Consider the following 23638-nt stretch of genomic DNA (forward strand, 5'->3'; position numbering starts at 1 on the left):
ATTATGAATTTAGCTGAGTAAAATTACGTTTAATTGCCAGTAATTTTTTAAGTGGATATTTTACGGCTTTTTTAAATAAGTTATTACTTAATGAACCACGCAAATCTTCCAAATTACTAATTAGAACAGGATTTTCTATCGCCATTAACGGGCGGACAATTAACACATCAAATTTGAAATTCTTTTCAAATAAAATAAAATCATCGGCAAGCCAGTATGGATTTTTTCCGGCACATTGTGCTAAAAACTGAAAAGAGGTCGATTTTTTAATTAAATATGCAACCGTACCAGCAAAATAATTCAGGTAAGAATAAGCATATTTATATTGGCTATTCGGAATATTTTTTTGCAAAAAGCCAAAGGTTGATGGGTAATTAAGCTCTAATTCGCTATCGTTAAAAGTTGGAATTTTCGACTGCCCAACTAAAATAATATCGGCTTTTAAATTTTGTGCTAATAAAGCATCAAGATGTTTTTGGAAATCATCGGCAAATAAGGCATCATCTTCACACACTAGGCAGTAATCATCGTCCGCAATAGTGCTATCTTCGGCAATTTTTTGGTAAACGGCTAAATGGCTTAAAGTACAACCTACTTCGCCCTTAGTGGTTTTACGCCCATATCGCTGTTCAAATAGAGCCAAATCAAAACGGTTATTTAATGCCTCCCAATCATTACTCATTGTATTAATGGCACTGAACACCTCAAAATCTTCCGTATTGGGCTGACTAAAAAACAACTCTCGTCTTTTTACATCTTTTTCTAATGAAATTAAATATTTCTTCATTTTATTCTCTAATATCAATAATCTGAACGCCTAATTTTTCAAGCAATTCATAACTTTGCAGATAAGCCGGATTATCTACATTCACTCTCAATGCCACTACTTCAATATGCTTACTTTTATTTAAAATATTAATCACTGCACTACTAAAATAAGTATAAACTCTACATTTTTTATGGCTAAACTCTTGAAAAATATAATCTTCAAAAATTAGATTAGTATTAATATATTCTACATTTTCTAATTGATACGTTTCTCTTGGGTGAGGCAAATATAACTCAATACCAAATCGTTGAATGACTTTTTCCGCTAATGCTATATTTTTTTCATCATCTCGTTCAAAAATAGGCTGCCCTAATAAAATATGGGTAACTTTATCGTTTAATGGTACTGTATCCGCTGGTTCAACATTCTTAATAAGATCAATATAAACCGTATTTTCAATAATATTCGGGAAATCTTTGTAAATCGTATAATGGATTTTAGAGCGTTGTTTTAGCTTTTCCAGGCTATATTTATTACCTAAAACAAGATTAATCAATTTTCGATTTAACCCAATATTTTCAGCTTGATAGAAAATACTGTTTTGTACAATATTAGCTGTGCCATCATCAAAGGTATTGAGTTCTTGAAAGGAAATTGCACTTAATAGGAATTGAATTTCTAACTCATTAATATTTGCCAAAAACACTTTATTAAACTGCTTACCGCCAAAAGTGCGTTTCAAATAAATAATTTCTTTTAATAATTGAATACGCTCGCTATGCTGTTGCATCGCAAAGAATTGTTCGCATTTTTGAGCTAACCTAGCTTGGTAAAAATCAAATTTGGCGTTTTTTACCGTCGAAAGCATCACCCCATAGAATTGCTCATTAGGGTGCATTCCAATGATTTTTTCAGCAATCAATACTTGCAAGGGCGTGCAACAAATAATTAAATTCATACGGTTTTTCCTACTTTTGCCGTCATTATGTAGAGAATCGGAATAATGCTGATTGCACCAATAATACTGGCAAAAGGAATATATTCAATTTTAGTAAAAGTTAAAGCAAATAATGCAGCTAAATAAAAAATAGTAGATAAAATCGAGCAAAGCGAAATCAGCTTATTTTTGCCATAAAAAAATAAATAATTCACTAAAATGAGATAAGGAACAACCAACATTGTCGCAATTAAAAAGAGAATAATGTAGTATTTTGTACCTACAAATTGGCTACCTAGAAGCCATACCACTAATTCTTCAGGAATAAACCACATCACAATAGCCGGCAGTGGCACTATAAATAAAGCATAAAACGCCCATTTGTGGATATGGCGTACATTAATTTTTTTCTGCTTTAAGGCTTCATAAAAATAAGGCAGTGTTGCTTTATTTAAGGCTTGAACAACAATGGCTAAAATCATTGCAATTTGAGCCCCCATTGCATATAAGCCTAAATCATCTTCGCTAAATTTATGGTAAATAAATACTCTGTCTAACTGCCCTTTTAGAAAAATACTGGAATGGTGCAAAATCAACGGAATACCAAAACCTAATAAATACAATAAAGCGGTTTTATGGCGGGCAAGGCTAAATTTCTTCGTTTTTGCTCTTTTAGCATACAAAAAGTAAGCGATTAAAAAGACTAAGCCATTGCTTATCAAAATCGCTAAAATCCGCTTTTCTACTAAATCGGTCTTAAAATATTCCATCATTGCAACGGTAATTACTGCCGAAAAAATCGCCGACATTAATTGAATCGTTGTATAAGCAACCGCCTGTTTTTGGCACTGCCTTACACTAAGCTGTACATTCAGAAACGATTGAAACATCGCCCCAATCGCTACATAAGCAATAATTTCAGACTGGAAATACCAGCAACCCAACAGAATAAGCAAAGTTGCACAAAGAGTATATAAATACCCGGTACTCAAAACTAAATTTAGTGAACGCCTACCATAAAAATAGAAATAGCGAGCAACAGCCCCATCTTGGCTAAGCCCGATAAAAATCACAAATAAAGCGGCGAAGGTTTGGTAATAAGAAAGCTCCCCATAGCCTGCCACGCCAAGTTTGCGGGAAAAGTAGGGTAAGAGTAAGAAAGGAATTGACTTTGAAGCCAATTCCCCAATTAAATAAATCACGCTGTCTTTAACTGCTTTCATAGTTGCAAATTATTTTGATTTTTTGACCGCTTGCGAGAAAGCCACATCATAAAATCCTTTCGGTTGAGTATGGTAACTATCTGCTAAGAATATTTTGATTGCATTGTAAGCCTTTTCCATCGCGTTGTCTTGAAAATATGGATTTTTCATACTCGGTAAACGGTTTTGGAAATCGGCTGAAATCAATTTTCCGATACCATCTATGATAGCTTGTTCATTACTCTCCACATCAATCACACTCTCCCCCCGTACTCGACCTTGCTGGCGATTACCGATATTTAGCGTACCAACGCCGCAACTTGGTGCTTCGATCAAGCCAGATGAACTGTTACCAATCAATCCGTTTGAATATTTAATCAACGCTAAATACTCTTCCGGTTTTACTGAGGTGAAAAACTTAAATTGATTTTCATCGGTGTAATCCTTAAAGCGGGCATAAATTTGCTCTGAATTGGTGTCTGAATTTGAGCCGATAAAAACGAATTGATATTTGTCTTTAAACTGCTCAAAGGCATTGAGCAATGCATCAATCTGATCCAACACGGAAACATCGGTTAAGGTTTCCGGGTGAAACACCACTAAAAAATAAGGCGATGTCGGAATGTCTAATCTCTCGACTAATTCTGCTTGAGTCGGCAGCACTAAATCCAAGCTATTTTCTGCCCCCAACGAACCGGTATTTACCACATTTTCCGGCAACTCTCCCATTTGAATCACACGCTGTCTATATTCTTCAGTTGAAGTTAAATGCAATTTAGACATTTTGGTAATGCAATGGCGAATAAATTCATCGTAATTGCCCAATGTTTGCTCGCCACCGTGTAGGTGAATCAACGGAATATTATGCATCGCCGCAGCTGTTGCGACCGCCAACATCTCGTAACGATCCCCTAGCACAATCACCGCATCATAACGATGTTGCTGGAAATGTTCGCCAAATTGGTCTAAACACTCTGCCATTGAATGAATAACCGCTTGGTTATTTTCGCTATTTAACGTCAATGGAATACGAGCTGCAATCTCAAAGCCATCTTGCTCAATAACAGTCACCGTATTGCCATATTGCGGATCCAAATGCATCGCTGTCACGACCAACGAAAAATTGATGTTTGGATCCTGATCTAATTTCTGTAATAAACGTTTGACAATCCCGTATTCAGCACGAGATCCGGTAATATAGGCAATATTTTTCATTAGTTGAGTTCTTTTTCCAAAATAGCAGTTAATTTCTCATAACCTTTTGCATTTAAATGTAATCCGTCATCGCTGTAGCTTAAATCCAATTTGCCGTATTTATCACTAAATGCCTGATCTAAGCTAATCCATTTCACCGCTAAATTATCTTTAAGATATTGATTTAACAAGCGAATATCGTTGTTATTGCGATCAATTCTAAATGCGGTTGGGGTAATTTCCAAGAAATAGAGGTTAATATCATCACGAATTGCTTTTAACTGCTCGATTAAATGCGTAATATCTGCCAGTATCTGCTCATCGCTCCAGCCATTATATACGATATCATTAGTACCGAGCATCAAGACAACATCTTTTGGCAAGGTAGAAATTAATCCTTGATCTAAAATCAACTCACTATATTGTTTGGTTGAAATCCCTGCAATTCCCAAGTTATTGACTGCTTTACCATTTAAATGTTCAATATCCCAATATTCAATGATGGAATGTCCGATTAAGGCAATCTCTTTCACTTCTCTAAAGTTCTCTTTTTTCATTAAAATTGAACGTTTAATAGTTTCAAGTAATACTTTTTCTTTATTTCGTTGTTGTAGGATAAAGTAGAAATACTCAAAATCTTGGCGGTCATCAATATCAATGGAGACATCTTTGTCCATAAAATATGCCAAACATTTCGCTCCATAGAAATGTTTTTGCGCTAAATAAGCTGTCGGTTTTGCCGAAAAAATTGCACCGTTTGGTGAATACTCCGGACGGAATAACTGGCGAGCATAGTTAGAATAATCCAACTGGAAATGTTTTAAGCTCTCATCTTCTTCAATCACACGGGTTAATGTGGTTGGTTTATGAGCATCAGAAACAGAGACTAAGAAATCAAATTGCTCAAAATTTTTCTCAAACTTCTCGCAAGACTCTTTAATGTGCTGTGCGGTTCTTAACGGAGAAGTCGGCTGAAGTAGCACAAAATAGTCAAAATCTACCGATTTATATTGATTTAACACATCTTCAATTACTACAAAAGAACTGGCTTTATCACTAGCTAAATGCTCGGCACGTTTGATAAATTCAATCGGATAGTGTGAAAGCAAATCAATATATTCTTGAGAATCGGTACTGACAATAATCTTTTCAAATTGCCCCGACTCAATCGCTGCTTCAATAGAGTACGCCATTAACGGCTTACCATTGGCTAATAATACATTTTTATTCGGCAAGCCTTTTGAACCGGCTCGGGCTGTAATAATTGCAATTTTTTTCATAAATTTGACCGCTTGTTAAACACAAAATGATGAGACTTTCGCCCCATCACTATATTATATTACATCTGATTTTGAAAACGAGAATCTTGGATTAATTGATCTTCTTCAAAATCGTGTTGTGCTTCTTTGCCTAGCACATCATACCAAAACATTGGGCTAATGCCATTACCTGGGCGTTTAGTCGTAATATTTTCGGTCGTAAAAATTTCGCCTTTTTTAATTGGGCGTGCAGCAATAATCGATTTTCTTGCCACAATTTTATTTTTTGCTTCCGAATTGGTAACTAATTTCTCGGAAGAACCCAGCGATTTTTCCACCGCTCGAATACCTTCGCACAGTAATTTTAACTCTTCAGGTGTAACCGACGCTTTATGATCCGGACCTTCAAAGTTTTTATCTAAGGTAAAATGTTTTTCGATGAAAGTAATGCCATAAGGTACTGCCGCCAACCCTGCAAAATAACCGGCAGAGTGGTCAGAAAAACCTAAACTATAGTCTCCAAACTCCTGTTTTAGCTGATGGAACGCATTTAAATTCACATCTTCATAAGGTGTCGGGTATTCAGTATTACAATGTAAAATCGTAATATCTTTTTTCGCCATACCGTTATCTTCCAACACTTTTAATGAGGCTTTAGTTTCTTCAATCGTTGCCATACCGGTAGAAATAACAATCGTTTTTCCCTCAATCGGAAGTCGCGCAATTTTTTCTAAATACGGCAAATTGGTTAATTCGCCTGATGGAATTTTCCACACTTTTTGTTGCTGGCTTGCCAAGAAATCGATCGACTCGAAATCGAATGGTGTAGAGAATACCTCTAACCCCAGTGAACGAGCATAAGCCTCTAATTTCACAAACTCATCATAAGGTAACTCTAATTTACGAGTCATTTCTAATTGAGAATCTGCCGTGCCGGTTGTTACTTTTTGATATTCCGCTTTCGGGGCATACTTAGAAATCAGCTTATCTGCTTTGAATGTTTGGAATTTCACCGCATCAACGCCACAGGCTTTCGCTACATCAACCATTTTCTTTGCTAAAGCAGGGTCGCCATTATGATTACAACCGATTTCTGCCACAATAAATACATTTGCCATTATTTTATATCCTTAATATATTTCGCTGGAACGCCCGCCACTACAGTGCGAGGCTCCACATTTCTAATTACCACTGCACCGGAGCCAACCAATGCAGCTTCACCGATTCTTAATTGACCGTTGATCACAGATGAACTGCCCACAAAAGCATAATCTTCGACAATCACATCGCCATTTAGTGTCGTATTGGTTGAAATATTGCAATGATTGCCGATAAAACAACCATGCTCAACCAGTGATTTAGTGTTGATGATCACATTATCGCCTACGGTGACGCCACTGTTTACAATTACCATTTTTCCGACAAACACTCCAATGCCTAGAGTGGAATTTTTAGACACCAACGCTGTTTTATCCACCACATTAATTATCTTACAACCAAACTGCTGTAATTTAAAAAACTTCTCTAGCCTGTGTGCATTATCCCCAATGCTAATAAAATAGCTATACTGTTCACGATTAGCAAAATTTTGTACTGTTGATGCCAATACAGGGTATCCTAGATGAGAACTACCTTCAGGTTTAAAATTATCAATAAATCCACAAAATTCATACTGCTCGTGATCAAGTGAATCTAAAACTGACTTTGCATAACCACCGGCTCCAATCAAAATCAATTTTTCTCTTGTAGATTGCTGTTTCATAGCCATTGCCCTTAACGCATTTTGATTCAAATGGAGCATTTTAATACTTTTCAACCGAGAAAAATAGACAACCCTCCTATAATTTAGGAAAATGAACCATATTTTCTACTTAATAGGCATTATTTATGTTTGAATTCGTTAAACTGATTACCGCTATGATCTTACCACCATTTAATATTATTTTGTTGTGGTTGTTAGCATTAATCCTCTTTTCTTTAGGCTATAAATACGCTGCTTACTTCTTTGCCTTGTTAGGTATTCTGATTTTATATATCTTCAGCATTCCCTATACTTCACAGAAATTAGGGGATTCATTAGTCGAAGCAGAGCCATTTACCATAGAGAAATATAAAAATGCTCAAGCGATTGTGGTGCTAGGCGGCGGGCTACGAGACAGCCAAGAGTTATTCGGAAAACTGGCAATTACCGGTATTCCTCTTGAAAGAATGCGTTATGCCGCTTACTTGCATAAAGAAACCGGCTTGCCGATTTTAGTCACCGGCAGCAGCCCAAATGGGACTTCTGAGGCAAAGATTATGGCAGACGAATTTAAAATGTTCTTCAATATTGAGACCAAATGGCTGGAAAATAAGGCAAAAACCACCAAAGAAAATGCGATTTTCAGCCGTGAAATTTTAGAAAAAGAGAATATTCATAAAATCATTCTTGTCACCAACCAATGGCATATGAAACGGGCTGAAATGCTGTTTAGCCAACAAGGGTTTGAGGTGATGCCTGCAAGTGTCGGTTCTGGCGATACGCCCGATCATTACAAACTCAACTTTATGCACTTTATTCCGCAAGCCGGTGCAATGAATAGCAATATGCTGGCATTAAAAGAGTGGATTGGTTATTGGAAAGAGAAATAACCGAAGATAAATAGCAGCAAGGCAGGTTTTCACCTGCCTTCTTTTTGCAAAAAATCAGCCAAAATCAACCGCTTGTCTAACTAATCTCTTGTGGGTCAATGTCGATATTCAGCCTGATATTATTCGGAATGTTTAAACTTTCCCTTTCTTGATCAAAGGCATCGAGTAGCTGTTGTAATGCTCCTCGGAGAGGGTGTTGAATCAGCAATAACCAGCGGTAATGTCCTGCTTTCTTCGCCATTGGGGCTGAAAATGGTGGAGGGATCTGGAAGCCTTGCCCGTTTTGTTGCTGGATTTTTTGGCTAAAATAATCTGCTAATTGCTCAAGCAGCTGTAAAGTTTGTTGATGATCTTTGCCGGTCGCTTTGAACAAGACTTGAGAGGAAAATGGTGGCAAACCCATTAGTTTCCTCATTTTTAACGCCTCATCAACAAAAGCTAGGTAGCCTTGTTCCAGCAAGGTTTTAAGCAGTGGGTGCTCAGGGTAATGGGTTTGTAGCACCACTTCACCTTTCTTCTCCGTCCTCCCTGCTCTACCTGCCACTTGTATGTAAAGCTGTGCCAATTTTTCTTCCGCACGAAAATCAGTTGAAAATAACGCTGAATCCACATTAACAATCGCCACCAACGTCACATTCGGGAAATGATGCCCTTTTGCCAACATTTGTGTACCAATCAAAATTTGGCTTTTGCCCTCTCGAATAGCGGTCAAATAGTTTTCCAATGCACCTTTGCGAGCGGTAGAATCTCTGTCTATACGAGTCACTTGGTAATGAGGGAATTGCTGATTTAGCACTTGCTCAAGCTGTTCTGTGCCGACACCGGTAGTTATTAAATGGGTTGAACCACAATGTCCGCATTGGCGGGGAATTACCCTTTGAGTGGCACAATGATGGCAACGCAACACTTTTTGCTTTTGGTGGTAAGTAAAAGGCTTATTGCACGCCTCACACTCACAAACCCAACCGCATTCGTGGCAAAGTAATACCGGAGCAAAGCCACGGCGATTTAAAAACAGCATCACTTGATTGCCTTGCTCTAACTGCGTTTTCATCATTGAAAGCAAACGTTCCGACAAACCGGCAGTTACCCGCTGCGTTTTTAAATCAATAATCTGTTGATTTGCCAGTTGTGCATTGCCTGCTCGAGTAGTTAGCGTCAGTTCGATAAATTTACCGTTTTGCACATTGTGCAAACTTTCAAAACTTGGTGTTGCCGAGCCTAGCACAATCGGAATATTCGCATTTTTCGCCCTAACTACCGCCAAATCCCGTGCGTGGTAACGCCAACCGTCTTGTTGCTTAAACGAGCTATCGTGTTCTTCATCTAAGATAATCACGCCCAATTTCTGAAACTGGGTGAATAAAGCAGAGCGAGTGCCGATTACAATCGCACTTTCGCCATTTTTCGCCCGCAGCCACGCATTTAACCGCTCGGTTTCGTTCATATTCGAGTGTAGCACGTCAATTTCAACGTTAAAGCGAGCCTTAAAGCGTTGCACCGTTTGCGATGTTAGCCCAATTTCAGGCACAAGCAAAAGCACTTGTTGCCCTCGCTTAAGCACTGTTTCAATTAACTGCAAATACACTTCGGTTTTGCCTGAACCTGTTACGCCATTGAGCAAAAAGCTCGCAAAAGTAGTTTGTGTGTTTAAACGGCTGACCACTAAGGTTTGTTGTTTATTTAAGGTCAGCCGATTGCCGACATTAACTAACGACAATTCACCTAGCGAGTCTTGCCACGATTGTGCCATAAACGGCAGTTCAATCTTTTCAACATAGCCTTTTTCGAGTAAGCCTTTCCAAGCAGATGGGCTACAAGCGGTCGGTTTTTCAAAATATTTTGCAGATTCGGCAAGCTCGCTTAAAAGCTCAACCTGTTTTTTGGCTTTTTTATTTTCACCAATAATCAGAGACTTCCGCCCTTGCTCCGTCACCACAAAATAATTCGGCTGAACTCGCTCAGTGGAATCTCCATTGCGTAATTTTACCGGTAAAGCCCAGGTTAGCACTTCGCCAATCGGGGCGTGGTAATAACGAGCCGCCCAGTGGAGCAGTTGCCACATTTCTGAGTCAAAAATCGGACTAGAATCCAACACTGCTTTAATCGGTTTGAGTTTTTCGGTTGGCACATCGCTAGTTTGCGGGAAATCGACCACAATGCCGATTTTGGTCTGGCGACCAAAAGGCACAACCACCCGCCCACCTTGGCAGACATTGAATGCCGGCGGTAGCAAATAATCAAAATAACGATGTAACGGCACATTCAGTGCCACACGAATCAATCTCACTTCTCTAACCCTATTTTTATGCCGCATACAAGCGGTCAAAAATGCTCAATGATTTGCAAATCAAATTCTATCCACAAGCCTGCGTTTTTTACGCTGTTTATACAAAATGATGATACCATCTAGCACTAAAAATAAAATCGCAACCAATAAACAAATCATTAAAAGATAGGATTCTTTGGCTAAGGTTTCGCCGATTAAAAATGAAATCATCAACATCACACAAGGTTCAACATAGCCAAGTAATCCTAGCAAATTAAAGGGTAACATCGTGCTTGCCAACGTGTAACTGATTAATGCCGCCCCACTGATTAGCCCCAGTAAGGCAATAAAAAAGTAAATTTGCGAGTTTTGGTTTTCCACATAAACCATATCGGTTTGCCCGATAAAATAGAGCGAAATCGGGATTAAAAACAGAATTTCCAGCACAAAACTATGTAAATGGCTTAGCCCAAATTTACGCCGAAGATAAAAATAGATCGGATAACCGGTGCAAACAAACAGACTTTCTAACGACAGTTTGCCGGTTAGCACAATATTGCTGGCAACACCTACAAAGGCAAATCCAATTGCAATCCACTTATTTAACGAAAGTGGTTCTTGATAAACCATTTTTCCAAAGGCAACCATCACAATCGGCATCAGCAAATAGCCCATTGATACTTCAATCGCTTTACCACTATTCGGCGCCCATAAAAACAGCCACATTTGCCCGCCGACAATCGCCGAAGTGACTAACACCACCAGTAGCAAATAAGGCTCGTTTTTCAACCGTTTTAAAAAAGCGATAAATTCAGTCTGTTTTTTGAGTAAAAATAACGCCAGAAAAAGAAAAGGTAGCGTGACTACCATACGAATACCAAACACACTTACGCCTGAAAGTGGTTTTAAAAAAATCGCCAAATAGTACATACAGCCGAAAAGCACTGAAGCGGAAAGAGATAATAGAATGCCTTTTAACATAGAGACAAATTTTATAGGGACGACTAACGCCCCTTAAATTGGTAAAAATTGAGAGAAAAATAACCGCTTGCAGGCATTATGTGCCATATACAAGCGATTAATTGCCAAACATTCTCTGTTTTAGCTAGGAGAAATTCGGAGAGTTTACCTAATCTTGGCGATAAGTTTTTAAGAAATTAGCCAATCGCCCGATTGCTGCTTCAATTTGGTGTGCATAAGGCAAGGTCACCACACGGAAGTGATCCGGTTTTTTCCAGTTAAAACCGGAGCCTTGCACTAATAGCACTTTTTCTTGTTGCAACAAATCGTAGATGAATTTTTGGTCATCTTTAATGCCATACATTTCGGTATCAATTTTCGGAAACATATATAACGCCCCTTTCGCTTTTACACAGCTAATACCCGGAATTTGTACCAATAATTCGTGCATTTTATTTCTTTGTTCCAGCAAACGACCACCCGGCAACACAAATTCATTGATACTTTGATAACCACCTAATGCAGTTTGAATGGCGTGTTGCATCGGCGTATTGGCACATAAACGCATCGAGGCAAGCATATCCAATCCTTCAATAAAACCTTTAGCTTGATGTTTCGGACCGCTCAGCACCATCCAGCCCTGACGGAAACCGGCAACACGATACGCCTTGGATAAACCGTTATAAGTTACGGTTAATACGTCCGGTGCAAGAGCAGCAATATGGTGATGTACCGCACCATCATAGATAATTTTTTCATAAATTTCGTCAGCAAAAATAATTAAGTTATGCTGACGGGCAAGTTCTGCAATTTCCAGCAAAATTTGACGGCTATAGACTGCTCCGGTCGGGTTATTCGGGTTGATAACCAAAATCCCTTTAGTGCGAGGCGTGATTTTCGATTTAATATCTTCAAGATCCGGGAACCACTCATTTTCCTCATCACACAAATAATGCACTGCTTTGCCACCGGCTAAGGTAGAAGCCGCTGTCCATAACGGATAATCCGGCATCGGAATTAGAATTTCATCGCCATCATTTAATAACGCCTGCATCGACATTGTAATCAGTTCAGATACGCCGTTGCCGATGTAAACATCGTTTACATCCATACCACGCATACCTTTTGATTGATAATATTGCACAATCGCTTTACGGGCAGAATACAAACCTTTTGAATCACAATAGCCTTGTGCGGTTGGAAGATTACGAATCACATCCACTAAAATTTCATCGGGTGCTTCAAAGCCAAAAGGGGCTGGGTTACCGATATTCAATTTTAAAATTTTATGCCCTTCTTCTTCTAAGCGAAGTGCCTCTTTATGAATTGGCCCACGGATATCGTAACGAACCTGAGCTAACTTATCTGATTTGGGAAAACGATCCATTGTAAACTTCCTATAATGTATTATTTAATTGTAGTCTCATCCCGCTGTTCAAAAAATCGGTAATTCGGAATGAATTTGTAAACATTACTCTAATTTGGGAGGAAAAAAAAGAGGAAATACGTTAAAATGGAGACCTTTTTTTCAATCAGCTAAAAACAAGCGGTTTCTTTTTCTGATTTTTTTGCAAATGCTTATTTTTAATCAATTAAAACAAGAACTTACAAAAAGTTACTCAAAAGTGGGAAGAGAGCAAGGATTGGTCGCCATTCAAGCCTCTATGCCGCTATTGGAGGAAAATATTCCGCTACTCGGTTGGTTGAAAACACAAAAAACAAGCTACCCTCACTTTTTTCTGCAATATCGTGATACAGATCAGACCATTGCCACCATTGGCACACTTCGCCAATTTCATACGCTAGAAACGGCACAGTCTTTTATTCAGCAACATCATTTCCCTTTAATCGGCGGGCTACAATTTGAAGGCAATACGCAATTTATTTTGCCTCAATTTTCATTGGTAAAAAATCAGCAAAATTTAACCGCTTGCTTCTACTTCGATAGCGATGATTTTGAACAACAAGCGGTTATTTTTGAGCAAATTCTTGCAAATTTCACTCAAATTGCTGAATTAGGTCTAACAGATAATCAACTCGTTTCAATGAGTGCTACCAGCCATTTTGAACAATGGAAAGCCAATATAGAAAAAGCGATTCTCTCCATTGAGCAAGGAGATTTCCAAAAAGTGGTATTGGCAAATGCGATGCGACTTCAGTTTGAGCAACCGATTTGTGCTTACAGCTTGCTGGCACAAAGCCAAAACACAAATTTAGGCTGTTACCACTTTTTATGGGCGGAAAGTGCGGATGTTGCCTTTCTTGGCTCAACCCCTGAGCGGCTATATCAACGCCAAGGGCTACGCTTTTCTACCGAAGCCCTTGCTGGAACCGCTGCGGTTACCGCCAGTGAAGTGCAAACCGAACTCAATGCCCAATGGCTGTTAAGTGATCCCAAAAATATCTATGAAAATCAATTAGTGGTTGATGACATTGAAAACCAACTCAAAGTGTGCGTGACCGAATTTGCAGTATCCGAGGCAAAAATTAAGCGTTTGCATAATGTGCAACACCTACGCCGCCAAATTCAAGCAACGCTCAAACTGGACACCTCAGATTCAGATTGCTTAAGCAAAATCCACCCAACTGCGGCAGTTGCCGGCTTGCCTCGCCAAAAAGCAAAGGGTTTTATCACCGAGAATGAACCTTTTACCCGCCATTGGTATGCCGGTACATTAGGCGTAATGGGGAACGAGGAAGCCGAATTTTGCGTAACACTCCGTTCTGCGTTAATTTCACAAAATTCAATCACACTTTATGCAGGAGCCGGCATTGTAGCAGGCTCAGATCCACACTCAGAATGGCAAGAAATTCGCCGTAAGGCTCAAGGAATGGCAAAACTGCTGAATATTGATTTAACAGCATTATAGAAGACAGCTTTTCAAACTAGCTCATATAAATAGGGCGAATACTAATCCGCCCTAAACATAATTATTCAATCCCAACGATTTTATGTGTTTGAATACTCAACTGCCACTTAGGTTTATTGGAGCGCTGATTCAACAGACCTAACTGAGTAATGGTTTCCAGCAGGTTCATTTTCCCCTCCACTTCGCAAGGTGAAAGATAATAATGCTCAGCCTTAATTTGGCTTTCTATTTGCTCACAGAAACCCTGTACTTCTCCATCAACGACGATACGAACTTCATTCGCAAATTCAATGCAACGGCGTTGATACTTTTCTTGGTACATTCGCTTTGGGCTGGTCGCAATATAATCAATTTGTGCCGGAACCTCTTTTAAGCCGTTGGTTTCTATCGCTAAAAAATAGCCTTCTTTTTTTAATTGATTAAGTAATAGCGATAAATTGGGCTGAATCGTTGGTTCTCCTCCGGTAATAATCACATTTTTCGCAGAATAGCCTCTTACTTTGGCAAGAATATCGCTTAACGTCCATTGCTCAAATTGGTTATAGTTGGTATCACACCAAGGGCAAGTGAGGTTGCATTTGCCAAAACGTACAAAAATAGCCGGCATTCCGGTATTAAAGCCTTCCCCTTGTAAGCTTTCAAAGATCTCAACAATCGGAAAACGAGGGTTTGAAATTAACTCCGCCATTATTTGCTGTACTCACAATAAGAAGTAGGTGTTTCCCATAAGCGAATTAGGCTAACCGGTAAGCCCACTTTCTCTAATTTTTCAAACATATACTTCGCCATTTCTTCGGCTGTGGTACGAGTCGGCAGACCATACACCTTAGAGTTTAAATCAATTAATAATTGTGCTACTTGGCTTTCACGCTCACTCTGTAAGTCGTAAATAAAAGCGTGATCCATCGGCTCTAAAATATGTTGTTTTACCACTGCTTTTAGATCCGAATAGTCCATTACCATTCCTCTTTTAGCTCCCTCTTGAAATAGCTCACCTGCCACCTCAACTTGCAATTTGTAGGTGTGTCCGTGTAAGTTTTGGCATTTGCCATCGTGTCCATCTAGCATATGAGCCATATCAAAACTAAATTCTTTAGCAATTTTAAACATTACTCACCTCCCTTTCTGCTAAATATTCATTCAAGCCTTTTTCTCGCAATACGCAACTCGGGCAGTCGTGGCAACCACCTTCAACGCCTAAATAACAGGTGTGGGTATGGTCTCGAATGTAATCAAAAGCCCCGAGCTTATCTGCTAACGCCCAAGTTTCTTTTTTGGTTAAATACATCAATGGCGTGCGAATGTTGAAATTATAGTCCATCGCTAAATTTAGCGTTACATTCATTGATTTTACAAAAACATCTCGGCAATCGGGGTAACCACTAAAATCGGTCTCACACACGCCGGTAAAAATAGTTTGAATGCCCTGCCCTTTGGCATAAATGGCGGTATAAAGCAGAAATAAGGCATTACGCCCATCCACAAAGGTATTGGGTGTGCTGCCTTGTTGTTGAATTTCAGCATTATTATCCATTAACGCATTGGTAGTAATCGCTTTAATCACCGAAGTATCAATCAGCGTTTGTTTGACGCCTAAATCGTTAGAAATCCAGCGTGCTTTTTCAAGTTCAATCAAATGGCGTTGCCCATATTGAAAGGTAACGACTTCCACATTTTCTTTGCCAAATTCAGCAATAGCTTGGAATAAACAAGTGGTAGAGTCTTGACCGCCGGAAAAAATCACAACGGCTTTTGGTTTTTGATGAGTCATTTTGTGTCCTTAGTTTTTTTGTGTGGGAGGTTTACGAACCACAAATAAAAAATACAAGCGGTCTTTTTTGCTTGTATTTTGCGAAAGGTGATATTTTACAAAGAATTTGCTTTCTCTTAAACCCAAAATTCAATAAAATTGAGATACTCATTTATAGTAAGGAATTTAAATATGCTCACGCCGAAGAACTTAGAAGCGATTGCTCAACAACTCCACAACGCCTTACCGCAGAGCTTAAAAAATGTCGGTAATGACCTAGATGAAAAATTTAAGCAAATTCTTCAAGCTCAATTAGCCCGCCTTGATGTCGTCACCCGTGAAGAGTTTGACGTGCAATCTCAAGTGTTACTCCGCACTCGTGAAAAATTAACCGAATTAGAAAAACGCCTTGATGAACTCACTCAACAAACAGGCGAATAACCGATTTTTTAATTTAGTATAAGGAAACTCAGATGCAAAAAATTAACCCTGTGCAAACCTTTGCTTGGAATGCCTTAGCGCAACATAAAGCAGATAACCTCACCATTCCTCAACTTTTTGCCGAAGATCCAAACCGTTTCGACAAATATTCCCTCCGCTTTGAAGATCAATTATTAGTCGATTTTTCAAAAAATGCGATCAACGAAAAAACCTTAACTTTACTTCGCCAATTGGCAAATGAATGCGGTTTAGAATCGGCAAAAAATGCGATGTTCTCCGGCAAAAAAATCAACCGCACTGAAAACCGTGCTGTGTTGCACGTTGCGTTGCGTAACCGTGCCAACACACCTATTGCGGTAGATGGCAAAGATGTGATGCCGGAAGTGAATGCGGTATTGGCAAAAATGAAAGATTTCTGCGAGCGTGTCATTTCAGGCGAATGGAAAGGTTACACCGGCAAAGCGCTTACTGATGTGATTAATATTGGCATCGGCGGCTCAGATTTAGGCCCTTATATGGTTACTGAAGCTCTACGCCCTTATAAAAATCACCTGAATATGCACTTTGTATCCAACGTGGATGGCACGCATATTGCTGAAGTGTTACGTAAAGTTAATCCGGAAACCACTCTCGTATTAGTGGCTTCAAAAACCTTTACCACCCAAGAGACAATGACCAATGCTCTTTCAGCTCGTAAATGGTTATTAGATTCTGCCAAAGATGAATCTGCGGTAGCAAAACACTTCGTAGCCCTTTCAACCAATGCCAAAGAAGTGGAAAAATTCGGTATTGATACCGCTAATATGTTTGAATTCTGGGATTGGGTAGGTGGCCGCTACTCATTATGGTCTGCCATCGGGCTTTCGATTGCTCTTTCATTAGGTTTTGAGAACTTCGAGCAACTGCTTGCGGGTGCTCACGCAATGGATAAACATTTCTTAATCACGCCGATTGAGAAAAACATTCCAACTACGTTAGCTTTAGTCGGCATTTGGAATAACAATTTCTTAGGCGCTGAATCCGAAGCAATTTTACCTTACGACCAATATATGCACCGTTTTGCTGCCTATTTCCAACAAGGCAATATGGAATCAAACGGTAAATTTGTAGGGCGTGACGGCAAACCTGTTACTCATCAAACAGGCCCGATTATTTGGGGTGAACCAGGAACTAACGGTCAGCATGCGTTCTATCAGCTCATTCACCAAGGCACTAAACTAATTCCTTGTGATTTTATCGCGCCGGCACAAACACACAACCCGTTAAGCGATCATCACAACAAACTGCTTTCTAACTTCTTTGCTCAAACAGAGGCATTAGCTTTCGGTAAATCAAAGGAAACAGTTGAAAAAGAGTTTTTAGATGCAGGTAAAACGTTGGAAGAAGTAGCTGAAATCGTGCCGTTTAAAGTGTTCACTGGCAATAAACCGACCAACTCTATCTTGGTACAAAAAATCACCCCGTACAGCTTAGGGGCATTAATTGCAATGTATGAACACAAAATCTTCGTGCAAGGCGTTCTGTTCAACATTTACAGTTTCGACCAATGGGGCGTGGAGTTAGGAAAACAGCTGGCAAACCGCATTTTACCTGAACTCGAAACCAATGAAGAAATCAATAGCCATGACAGCTCAACCAACGGTTTAATCAACCAATTCAAGGCTTGGCGTTAAATTATAGTCAATACAATAAAAAGCATAGAGGCAAAAAATCTCTATGCTTTTTTCTAAAATTTTAGCTGAGGGCTGAACTAAGCACCATTTCTACACAAGCCGTTTTTTCTGTATTATTTTTCACTATGACTTTACCTAATACTTCTTTTCTACTTTTCTTTTTTCTAAAATAGGTACAAAATAAACAAACTGGTTAAAAAGGCTTACTATTTTACCTCTACTCTTCACTGAGCACATTCCGACAAGCGGTCATTTTCCGTGCGTTTTTTACCTTTACCACCACAACAAAAAACCGCCTGTATCTCTACAGGCGGCTCTTCTTTTTATTTACTTCTTCTTTGCGCTTCGCTTTTGATTAAGTTTTCGCTTTCACTCAATCTCGCTTAAAATTAAAACCCCGACGATGCTCTACTCTCACATGGCGAATCACCACACTACCATCGACGTCACTGCGTTTTACTTCTGAGTTCGGTATGGGGTCAGGTAGGACCACAGCACTCTTGTCGTCGGGAAAATTCTTTTCTATCTTCAGTTTCAGTTAATTATGCCATTAACTTCACTTTGATTCATTTCTTCTCTATTTTCGTTCTTTCTTCTCAATACAAAAACAAGCCTAAAAACATTTGAGCGTTGTATAGTTAAGCCTCTCGGGCAATTAGTACTGGTTAGCTCAATGTCTCACAACACTTACACACCCAGCCTATCTACGTCGTAGTCTCCAACAACCCTTACACACTTATTGTGTGGGAGAACTCATCTCGAGGCAAGTTTCGTGCTTAGATGCTTTCAGCACTTATCTCTTCCGCATGTAGCTACCCAGCAATGCCTCTGGCGAGACAACTGGAACACCAGTGATGCGTCCACTCCGGTCCTCTCGTACTAGGAGCAGCCCCTCTCAATTCTCCAACGCCCACGGCAGATAGGGACCGAACTGTCTCACGACGTTCTAAACCCAGCTCGCGTACCACTTTAAATGGCGAACAGCCATACCCTTGGGACCTACTTCAGCCCCAGGATGTGATGAGCCGACATCGAGGTGCCAAACACCGCCGTCGATATGAACTCTTGGGCGGTATCAGCCTGTTATCCCCGGAGTACCTTTTATCCGTTGAGCGATGGCCCTTCCATTCAGAACCACCGGATCACTATGACCTGCTTTCGCACCTGCTCGACTTGTCTGTCTCGCAGTTAAGCTTGCTTATACCATTGCACTAACCTCACGATGTCCGACCGTGATTAGCAAACCTTCGTGCTCCTCCGTTACTCTTTGGGAGGAGACCGCCCCAGTCAAACTACCCACCAGACACTGTCCGAGACCACGTTTCGTAATCTTCGTTAGAACATCAAACGTTAAAGGGTGGTATTTCAAGGACGCCTCCACAATCACTGGCGTGACTGCTTCTAAGGCTCCCACCTATCCTACACATCAAAATTCAATGTTCAGTGTCAAGCTATAGTAAAGGTTCACGGGGTCTTTCCGTCTAGCCGCGGGTACACCGCATCTTCACGGCGATTTCAATTTCACTGAGTCTCGGGTGGAGACAGCCTGGCCATCATTATGCCATTCGTGCAGGTCGGAACTTACCCGACAAGGAATTTCGCTACCTTAGGACCGTTATAGTTACGGCCGCCGTTTACTGGGGCTTCGATCAGGAGCTTCTCTTTCGATAACACCATCAATTAACCTTCCAGCACCGGGCAGGCATCACACCCTATACGTCCACTTTCGTGTTTGCAGAGTGCTGTGTTTTTAATAAACAGTTGCAGCCAGCTGGTATCTTCGACCGGTTCAACCTTCACCCGCGAGGGGTTACAATCTACGCCGGCGCACCTTCTCCCGAAGTTACGGTGCTATTTTGCCTAGTTCCTTCACCCGAGTTCTCTCAAGCGCCTGAGTATTCTCTACCTGACCACCTGTGTCGGTTTATAGTACGGTTTATAATAACCTGAAGCTTAGTGGCTTTTCCTGGAAGCGTGGTATCAGTTACTTCATCTCCGTAGAGACTCGTCATCACTTCTCGGTGTTAAGGAAGACCGGATTTGCCTAATCTTCCCACCTACCGGCTTAAACAGACATCCAACAGTCTGCTAACCTAACCTTCTCCGTCCCCACATCGCAGTTATTACAAGTACGGGAATATTAACCCGTTTCCCATCGACTACGCTTTTCAGCCTCGCCTTAGGGGCCGACTCACCCTGCCCCGATTAACGTTGGACAGGAACCCTTGGTCTTCCGGCGAACGAGTTTTTCACTCGTTTTATCGTTACTTATGTCAGCATTCGCACTCGTGATACGTCCAGCAGACTTCTCAATCCACCTTCTTCCGCTTACACGACGCTCCCCTACCCAACAGACTTTCGTCTGATGCCGCAGCTTCGGTGCTATATTTGAGCCCCGTTACATCTTCCGCGCAGGCCGACTCGACTAGTGAGCTATTACGCTTTCTTTAAATGGTGGCTGCTTCTAAGCCAACATCCTAGCTGTCTAAGCCTTCCCACTTCGTTTCCCACTTAATATAGACTTTGGGACCTTAGCTGGCGGTCTGGGTTGTTTCCCTCTCCACGATGGACGTTAGCACCCACCGTGTGTCTCCTGAGTATCACTCTTCGGTATTCGCAGTTTGCATCGGGTTGGTAATCCGGGATGGACCCCTAGCCGAAACAGTGCTCTACCCCCGAAGGTGTCCGCTCAAGGCTCTACCTAAATAGATTTCGGGGAGAACCAGCTATCTCCCGGTTTGATTGGCCTTTCACCCCCAGCCACAAGTCATCCGCTAATTTTTCAACATTAGTCGGTTCGGTCCTCCAGTTAGTGTTACCCAACCTTCAACCTGCCCATGGCTAGATCACCGGGTTTCGGGTCTATACCTTGCAACTAGACGCCCAGTTAAGACTCGGTTTCCCTTCGGCTCCCTTATTCAGTTAACCTTGCTACAAAATATAAGTCGCTGACCCATTATACAAAAGGTACGCAGTCACAGAATAAATCTGCTCCCACTGCTTGTACGCACAAGGTTTCAGGTTCTATTTCACTCCCCTCACCGGGGTTCTTTTCGCCTTTCCTTCACAGTACTGGTTCACTATCGGTCAATCAGGAGTATTTAGCCTTGGAGGATGGTCCCCCCATCTTCAAACAGGATATCACGTGTCCCGCCCTACTTGTTGTTAGCCTAGTATCACAATAAGGTTTTAAGGTACGGGATTATCACCCTCTACGATTGTCCTTCCCAGAACATTCCCCTAACTTCACTGCTATCACTAACTGGCTCTTTCGCGTTCGCTCGCCGCTACTAACGAAATCTCGGTTGATTTCTTTTCCTCGGGGTACTTAGATGTTTCAGTTCTCCCGGTTTGCCTCACACAGCTATGTATTCACTGGGTGATAGTAGGTTCTTCACCTACTGGGTTTCCCCATTCGGACATCTTGGATTAAACGCCTCTTATCGACTCATCCAAGCTTTTCGCAGATTAGCACGTCCTTCATCGCCTCTGATTGCCAAGGCATCCACCTTGTGCGCTTAGTCACTTAACTATACAACCTCAAATGTTTTCTAACACTTCTAAAAAATTAAAAGTAAAAAGTAAAAAACTATGAAGTCAGTTTACAACTAAACACTTGACTGCTTTTGTTCAGTCAAGATTTTTTACTACTCAGACTTTCAATTTATTCGTTATCACTTATGTATAATTACTTATGCGTAACGAACTTGAAATATCTCTCAGTTTTTCAGCTTGTTTCTATATTGTTAAAGAACAAAGATTATGGCTTTCGCCTATCATCATACCTAAAATTGCAAAACATTCGGCATTTTTAACCGCTTGTAATCTTAGGTATGATGACTAAAGTCATGATGATTGGTGGAGATAAGCGGGATCGAACCGCTGACCTCCTGCGTGCAAGGCAGGCGCTCTCCCAGCTGAGCTATATCCCCATTTCATCTTCCGTTTTCTTCACTCATAGTCGCTTCGCTTTCGCTTGCCTTCTGAGTGGTGGGTCTGAGTGGACTTGAACCACCGACCTCACCCTTATCAGGGGTGCGCTCTAACCACCTGAGCTACAGACCCAACGGATGACCTTCGGTTTTGTCTTCTTTTATCAAACAATCTGTGTGAACACTTGCTGTCGTTCTTGATTATCGGTAAGGAGGTGATCCAACCGCAGGTTCCCCTACGGTTACCTTGTTACGACTTCACCCCAGTCATGAATCATACCGTGGTAAACGCCCCCCTTTCGGTTAAGCTATCTACTTCTGGTACAACCCACTCCCATGGTGTGACGGGCGGTGTGTACAAGGCCCGGGAACGTATTCACCGCAACATTCTGATTTGCGATTACTAGCGATTCCGACTTCATGGAGTCGAGTTGCAGACTCCAATCCGGACTTAGACGTACTTTCTGAGATTCGCTCCCCATCGCTGGCTCGCCGCCCTCTGTATACGCCATTGTAGCACGTGTGTAGCCCTACTCGTAAGGGCCATGATGACTTGACGTCATCCCCACCTTCCTCCGGTTTATCACCGGCAGTCTCCTTTGAGTTCCCGACCGTATCGCTGGCAACAAAGGATAAGGGTTGCGCTCGTTGCGGGACTTAACCCAACATTTCACAACACGAGCTGACGACAGCCATGCAGCACCTGTCTCATGGTTCCCGAAGGCACTCTCATATCTCTACAAGATTCCATGGATGTCAAGAGTAGGTAAGGTTCTTCGCGTTGCATCGAATTAAACCACATGCTCCACCGCTTGTGCGGGCCCCCGTCAATTCATTTGAGTTTTAACCTTGCGGCCGTACTCCCCAGGCGGTCGATTTATCACGTTAGCTACGGGCACCAAGCTTAAAGCCCAATCCCCAAATCGACAGCGTTTACGGCGTGGACTACCAGGGTATCTAATCCTGTTTGCTCCCCACGCTTTCGCACATGAGCGTCAGTACATTCCCAAGGGGCTGCCTTCGCCTTCGGTATTCCTCCACATCTCTACGCATTTCACCGCTACACGTGGAATTCTACCCCTCCCTAAAGTACTCTAGTTGTCCAGTCTGAAATGCAATTCCCAGGTTAAGCCCGGGGCTTTCACACCTCACTTAAACAACCGCCTGCGTGCCCTTTACGCCCAGTTATTCCGATTAACGCTCGCACCCCCCGTATTACCGCGGCTGCTGGCACGGAGTTAGCCGGTGCTTCTTCTGTGATTAACGTCAATCGACTGTTCTATTAAAACAATCGCCTTCCTCGTCACCGAAAGAACTTTACAACCCGAAGGCCTTCTTCATTCACGCGGCATGGCTGCATCAGGGTTCCCCCCATTGTGCAATATTCCCCACTGCTGCCTCCCGTAGGAGTCTGGACCGTGTCTCAGTTCCAGTGTGGCTGGTCATCCTCTCAGACCAGCTAGAGATCGCGGGCTTGGTGAGCCTTTACCTCACCAACTACCTAATCCCACTTGGGCTCATCTTATGGCAGGTGGCCAAATGGTCCCACCCTTTAGTCCTAAGACATTACGCGGTATTAGCTACCGTTTCCAGTAGTTATCCCCCTCCATAAGCCAGATTCCCAAGCATTACTCACCCGTCCGCCACTCGTCAGCAAAGAAGCAAGCTTCTTCCTGCTACCGTTCGACTTGCATGTGTTAAGCCTGCCGCCAGCGTTCAATCTGAGCCATGATCAAACTCTTCAATTCAAA

General features: G+C 41.3%; 17 protein-coding genes, 2 tRNA genes, 3 rRNA genes and 1 riboswitch. Of the genes, 4 read left to right on the plus strand and 18 right to left on the minus strand.

Features of this window, described 5'->3' with window-relative positions:
- Position 1: 1 nt before the first annotated feature.
- From ACJ7Z2_RS10390 to ACJ7Z2_RS10420, 7 genes are read right to left on the minus strand one after another with little or no spacing between them, the layout of a single operon-like run.
- Complete coding sequence (locus tag ACJ7Z2_RS10390; RefSeq protein ID WP_126301757.1) at positions 2–787, minus strand: glycosyltransferase family 25 protein; 786 nt, start codon at positions 785–787, stop codon at positions 2–4.
- A gap of 1 nt (position 788) precedes the next feature.
- Complete coding sequence (locus tag ACJ7Z2_RS10395; RefSeq protein ID WP_409500252.1) at positions 789–1727, minus strand: glycosyltransferase family 52; 939 nt, start codon at positions 1725–1727, stop codon at positions 789–791.
- Positions 1724–2929, minus strand: a complete 1206-nt coding sequence (locus ACJ7Z2_RS10400; RefSeq protein WP_409500253.1) for a flippase — start codon at positions 2927–2929, stop codon at positions 1724–1726. Before ACJ7Z2_RS10400 ends, ACJ7Z2_RS10395 begins: the two co-directional genes overlap by 4 nt.
- Positions 2930–2938: 9 nt before the next feature.
- Positions 2939–4123, minus strand: coding sequence for a UDP-N-acetylglucosamine 2-epimerase (gene neuC, locus ACJ7Z2_RS10405; protein WP_409500254.1), 1185 nt, complete (start codon positions 4121–4123; stop codon positions 2939–2941).
- Complete coding sequence (locus tag ACJ7Z2_RS10410; protein WP_409500255.1) at positions 4123–5382, minus strand: cytidylyltransferase domain-containing protein; 1260 nt, start codon at positions 5380–5382, stop codon at positions 4123–4125. Before ACJ7Z2_RS10410 ends, neuC begins: the two co-directional genes overlap by 1 nt.
- A 59-nt stretch (positions 5383–5441) precedes the next feature.
- On the minus strand, positions 5442–6479 hold the full coding sequence (gene neuB, locus ACJ7Z2_RS10415) for an N-acetylneuraminate synthase (protein ID WP_409500256.1): 1038 nt from the start codon (positions 6477–6479) through the stop codon (positions 5442–5444).
- Positions 6479–7123, minus strand: a complete 645-nt coding sequence (locus tag ACJ7Z2_RS10420) for an acetyltransferase (RefSeq protein WP_409500257.1) — start codon at positions 7121–7123, stop codon at positions 6479–6481. The genes neuB and ACJ7Z2_RS10420 overlap by 1 nt, the downstream gene beginning before the upstream one ends.
- Before the next feature lie 125 nt (positions 7124–7248).
- Between ACJ7Z2_RS10420 and ACJ7Z2_RS10425 the strand changes: the two genes are divergently transcribed.
- A complete protein-coding gene (locus ACJ7Z2_RS10425; protein WP_409500258.1) occupies positions 7249–7992 on the plus strand; it encodes a YdcF family protein in 744 nt (247 codons plus the stop codon).
- A 76-nt stretch (positions 7993–8068) separates the two neighbouring features.
- Here ACJ7Z2_RS10425 and priA read toward each other — a convergent pair whose 3' ends face one another.
- From priA to ACJ7Z2_RS10440, 3 genes are all read right to left on the minus strand, one after another.
- Positions 8069–10267 carry a primosomal protein N' gene (priA, locus tag ACJ7Z2_RS10430; RefSeq protein WP_409501143.1) on the minus strand — a complete coding sequence of 733 codons (2199 nt, stop codon included), beginning with the start codon at positions 10265–10267 and terminating at the stop codon, positions 8069–8071.
- 75 nt (positions 10268–10342) lie between these two features.
- Positions 10343–11242, minus strand: coding sequence for an EamA family transporter RarD (gene rarD / locus ACJ7Z2_RS10435; protein WP_409500259.1), 900 nt, complete (start codon positions 11240–11242; stop codon positions 10343–10345).
- 148 nt (positions 11243–11390) lie between these two features.
- Entirely contained in the window at positions 11391–12608 is a 1218-nt protein-coding gene (locus ACJ7Z2_RS10440) for a pyridoxal phosphate-dependent aminotransferase (protein WP_409500260.1), read from the minus strand.
- A 187-nt stretch (positions 12609–12795) separates the two neighbouring features.
- Between ACJ7Z2_RS10440 and ACJ7Z2_RS10445 the strand changes: the two genes are divergently transcribed.
- Positions 12796–14091 carry an isochorismate synthase MenF gene (locus ACJ7Z2_RS10445; protein ID WP_409500261.1) on the plus strand — a complete coding sequence of 432 codons (1296 nt, stop codon included), beginning with the start codon at positions 12796–12798 and terminating at the stop codon, positions 14089–14091.
- A gap of 61 nt (positions 14092–14152) precedes the next feature.
- Here ACJ7Z2_RS10445 and ACJ7Z2_RS10450 read toward each other — a convergent pair whose 3' ends face one another.
- From ACJ7Z2_RS10450 to queC, 3 genes are read right to left on the minus strand one after another with little or no spacing between them, the layout of a single operon-like run.
- Entirely contained in the window at positions 14153–14779 is a 627-nt protein-coding gene (locus ACJ7Z2_RS10450; protein ID WP_154704590.1) for a 7-carboxy-7-deazaguanine synthase QueE, read from the minus strand.
- Positions 14779–15201, minus strand: coding sequence for a 6-carboxytetrahydropterin synthase QueD (queD, locus tag ACJ7Z2_RS10455; RefSeq protein WP_154704591.1), 423 nt, complete (start codon positions 15199–15201; stop codon positions 14779–14781). The genes ACJ7Z2_RS10450 and queD overlap by 1 nt, the downstream gene beginning before the upstream one ends.
- Entirely contained in the window at positions 15194–15862 is a 669-nt protein-coding gene (gene queC, locus ACJ7Z2_RS10460; protein ID WP_409500262.1) for a 7-cyano-7-deazaguanine synthase QueC, read from the minus strand. The genes queD and queC overlap by 8 nt, the downstream gene beginning before the upstream one ends.
- A 3-nt stretch (positions 15863–15865) precedes the next feature.
- A riboswitch (PreQ1 riboswitch) is annotated at positions 15866–15910 on the minus strand.
- Positions 15911–16033: 123 nt separating this feature from the next.
- Between queC and ubiK the strand changes: the two genes are divergently transcribed.
- Together ubiK and pgi are read left to right on the plus strand one after the other, a co-directional pair.
- A complete protein-coding gene (gene ubiK, locus ACJ7Z2_RS10465; RefSeq protein ID WP_409500263.1) occupies positions 16034–16282 on the plus strand; it encodes a ubiquinone biosynthesis accessory factor UbiK in 249 nt (82 codons plus the stop codon).
- Between the two features lie 32 nt (positions 16283–16314).
- Positions 16315–17955, plus strand: coding sequence for a glucose-6-phosphate isomerase (gene pgi / locus ACJ7Z2_RS10470; protein WP_409500264.1), 1641 nt, complete (start codon positions 16315–16317; stop codon positions 17953–17955).
- A 395-nt stretch (positions 17956–18350) separates the two neighbouring features.
- On the opposite strand, the gene rrf is transcribed toward pgi, so the two are convergent.
- The 5 genes from rrf to ACJ7Z2_RS10495 form a co-directional block, all read right to left on the minus strand.
- Positions 18351–18466, minus strand: a 5S ribosomal RNA gene (rrf, locus tag ACJ7Z2_RS10475).
- Between the two features lie 123 nt (positions 18467–18589).
- Positions 18590–21487: ribosomal RNA gene (locus ACJ7Z2_RS10480) — 23S ribosomal RNA — on the minus strand.
- 324 nt (positions 21488–21811) lie between these two features.
- A tRNA-Ala gene (locus ACJ7Z2_RS10485) sits at positions 21812–21887 on the minus strand.
- A gap of 56 nt (positions 21888–21943) precedes the next feature.
- Positions 21944–22020: transfer RNA gene (locus ACJ7Z2_RS10490), tRNA-Ile, on the minus strand.
- A 75-nt stretch (positions 22021–22095) separates the two neighbouring features.
- A 16S ribosomal RNA gene (locus ACJ7Z2_RS10495) occupies positions 22096–23635 on the minus strand.
- Together the 16S, 23S and 5S rRNA genes with 2 tRNA genes alongside form the textbook arrangement of a ribosomal RNA operon.
- Positions 23636–23638 lie beyond the last annotated feature (3 nt).

The organism is Mannheimia glucosida, assembly GCF_046267875.1.
Lineage (GTDB): Bacteria > Pseudomonadota > Gammaproteobacteria > Enterobacterales > Pasteurellaceae > Mannheimia > Mannheimia glucosida.

Coding starts and splice junctions, on each gene's coding strand:
- ACJ7Z2_RS10425 (WP_409500258.1), top strand. CDS start 7,249: ATGTTTGAATTCGTTAAACTGATTACCGCTATGATCTTACCACCATTT.
- queC (WP_409500262.1), bottom strand. CDS start 15,862: ATGACTCATCAAAAACCAAAAGCCGTTGTGATTTTTTCCGGCGGTCAA.
- ACJ7Z2_RS10440 (WP_409500260.1), bottom strand. CDS start 12,608: ATGGATCGTTTTCCCAAATCAGATAAGTTAGCTCAGGTTCGTTACGAT.
- rarD (WP_409500259.1), bottom strand. CDS start 11,242: ATGTTAAAAGGCATTCTATTATCTCTTTCCGCTTCAGTGCTTTTCGGC.
- ACJ7Z2_RS10390 (WP_126301757.1), bottom strand. CDS start 787: ATGAAGAAATATTTAATTTCATTAGAAAAAGATGTAAAAAGACGAGAG.
- queD (WP_154704591.1), bottom strand. CDS start 15,201: ATGTTTAAAATTGCTAAAGAATTTAGTTTTGATATGGCTCATATGCTA.
- ubiK (WP_409500263.1), top strand. CDS start 16,034: ATGCTCACGCCGAAGAACTTAGAAGCGATTGCTCAACAACTCCACAAC.
- neuB (WP_409500256.1), bottom strand. CDS start 6,479: ATGGCAAATGTATTTATTGTGGCAGAAATCGGTTGTAATCATAATGGC.
- ACJ7Z2_RS10395 (WP_409500252.1), bottom strand. CDS start 1,727: ATGAATTTAATTATTTGTTGCACGCCCTTGCAAGTATTGATTGCTGAA.
- ACJ7Z2_RS10410 (WP_409500255.1), bottom strand. CDS start 5,382: ATGAAAAAAATTGCAATTATTACAGCCCGAGCCGGTTCAAAAGGCTTG.
- ACJ7Z2_RS10400 (WP_409500253.1), bottom strand. CDS start 2,929: ATGAAAGCAGTTAAAGACAGCGTGATTTATTTAATTGGGGAATTGGCT.
- ACJ7Z2_RS10420 (WP_409500257.1), bottom strand. CDS start 7,123: ATGAAACAGCAATCTACAAGAGAAAAATTGATTTTGATTGGAGCCGGT.
- ACJ7Z2_RS10445 (WP_409500261.1), top strand. CDS start 12,796: ATGCTTATTTTTAATCAATTAAAACAAGAACTTACAAAAAGTTACTCA.
- neuC (WP_409500254.1), bottom strand. CDS start 4,123: ATGAAAAATATTGCCTATATTACCGGATCTCGTGCTGAATACGGGATT.
- pgi (WP_409500264.1), top strand. CDS start 16,315: ATGCAAAAAATTAACCCTGTGCAAACCTTTGCTTGGAATGCCTTAGCG.
- ACJ7Z2_RS10450 (WP_154704590.1), bottom strand. CDS start 14,779: ATGGCGGAGTTAATTTCAAACCCTCGTTTTCCGATTGTTGAGATCTTT.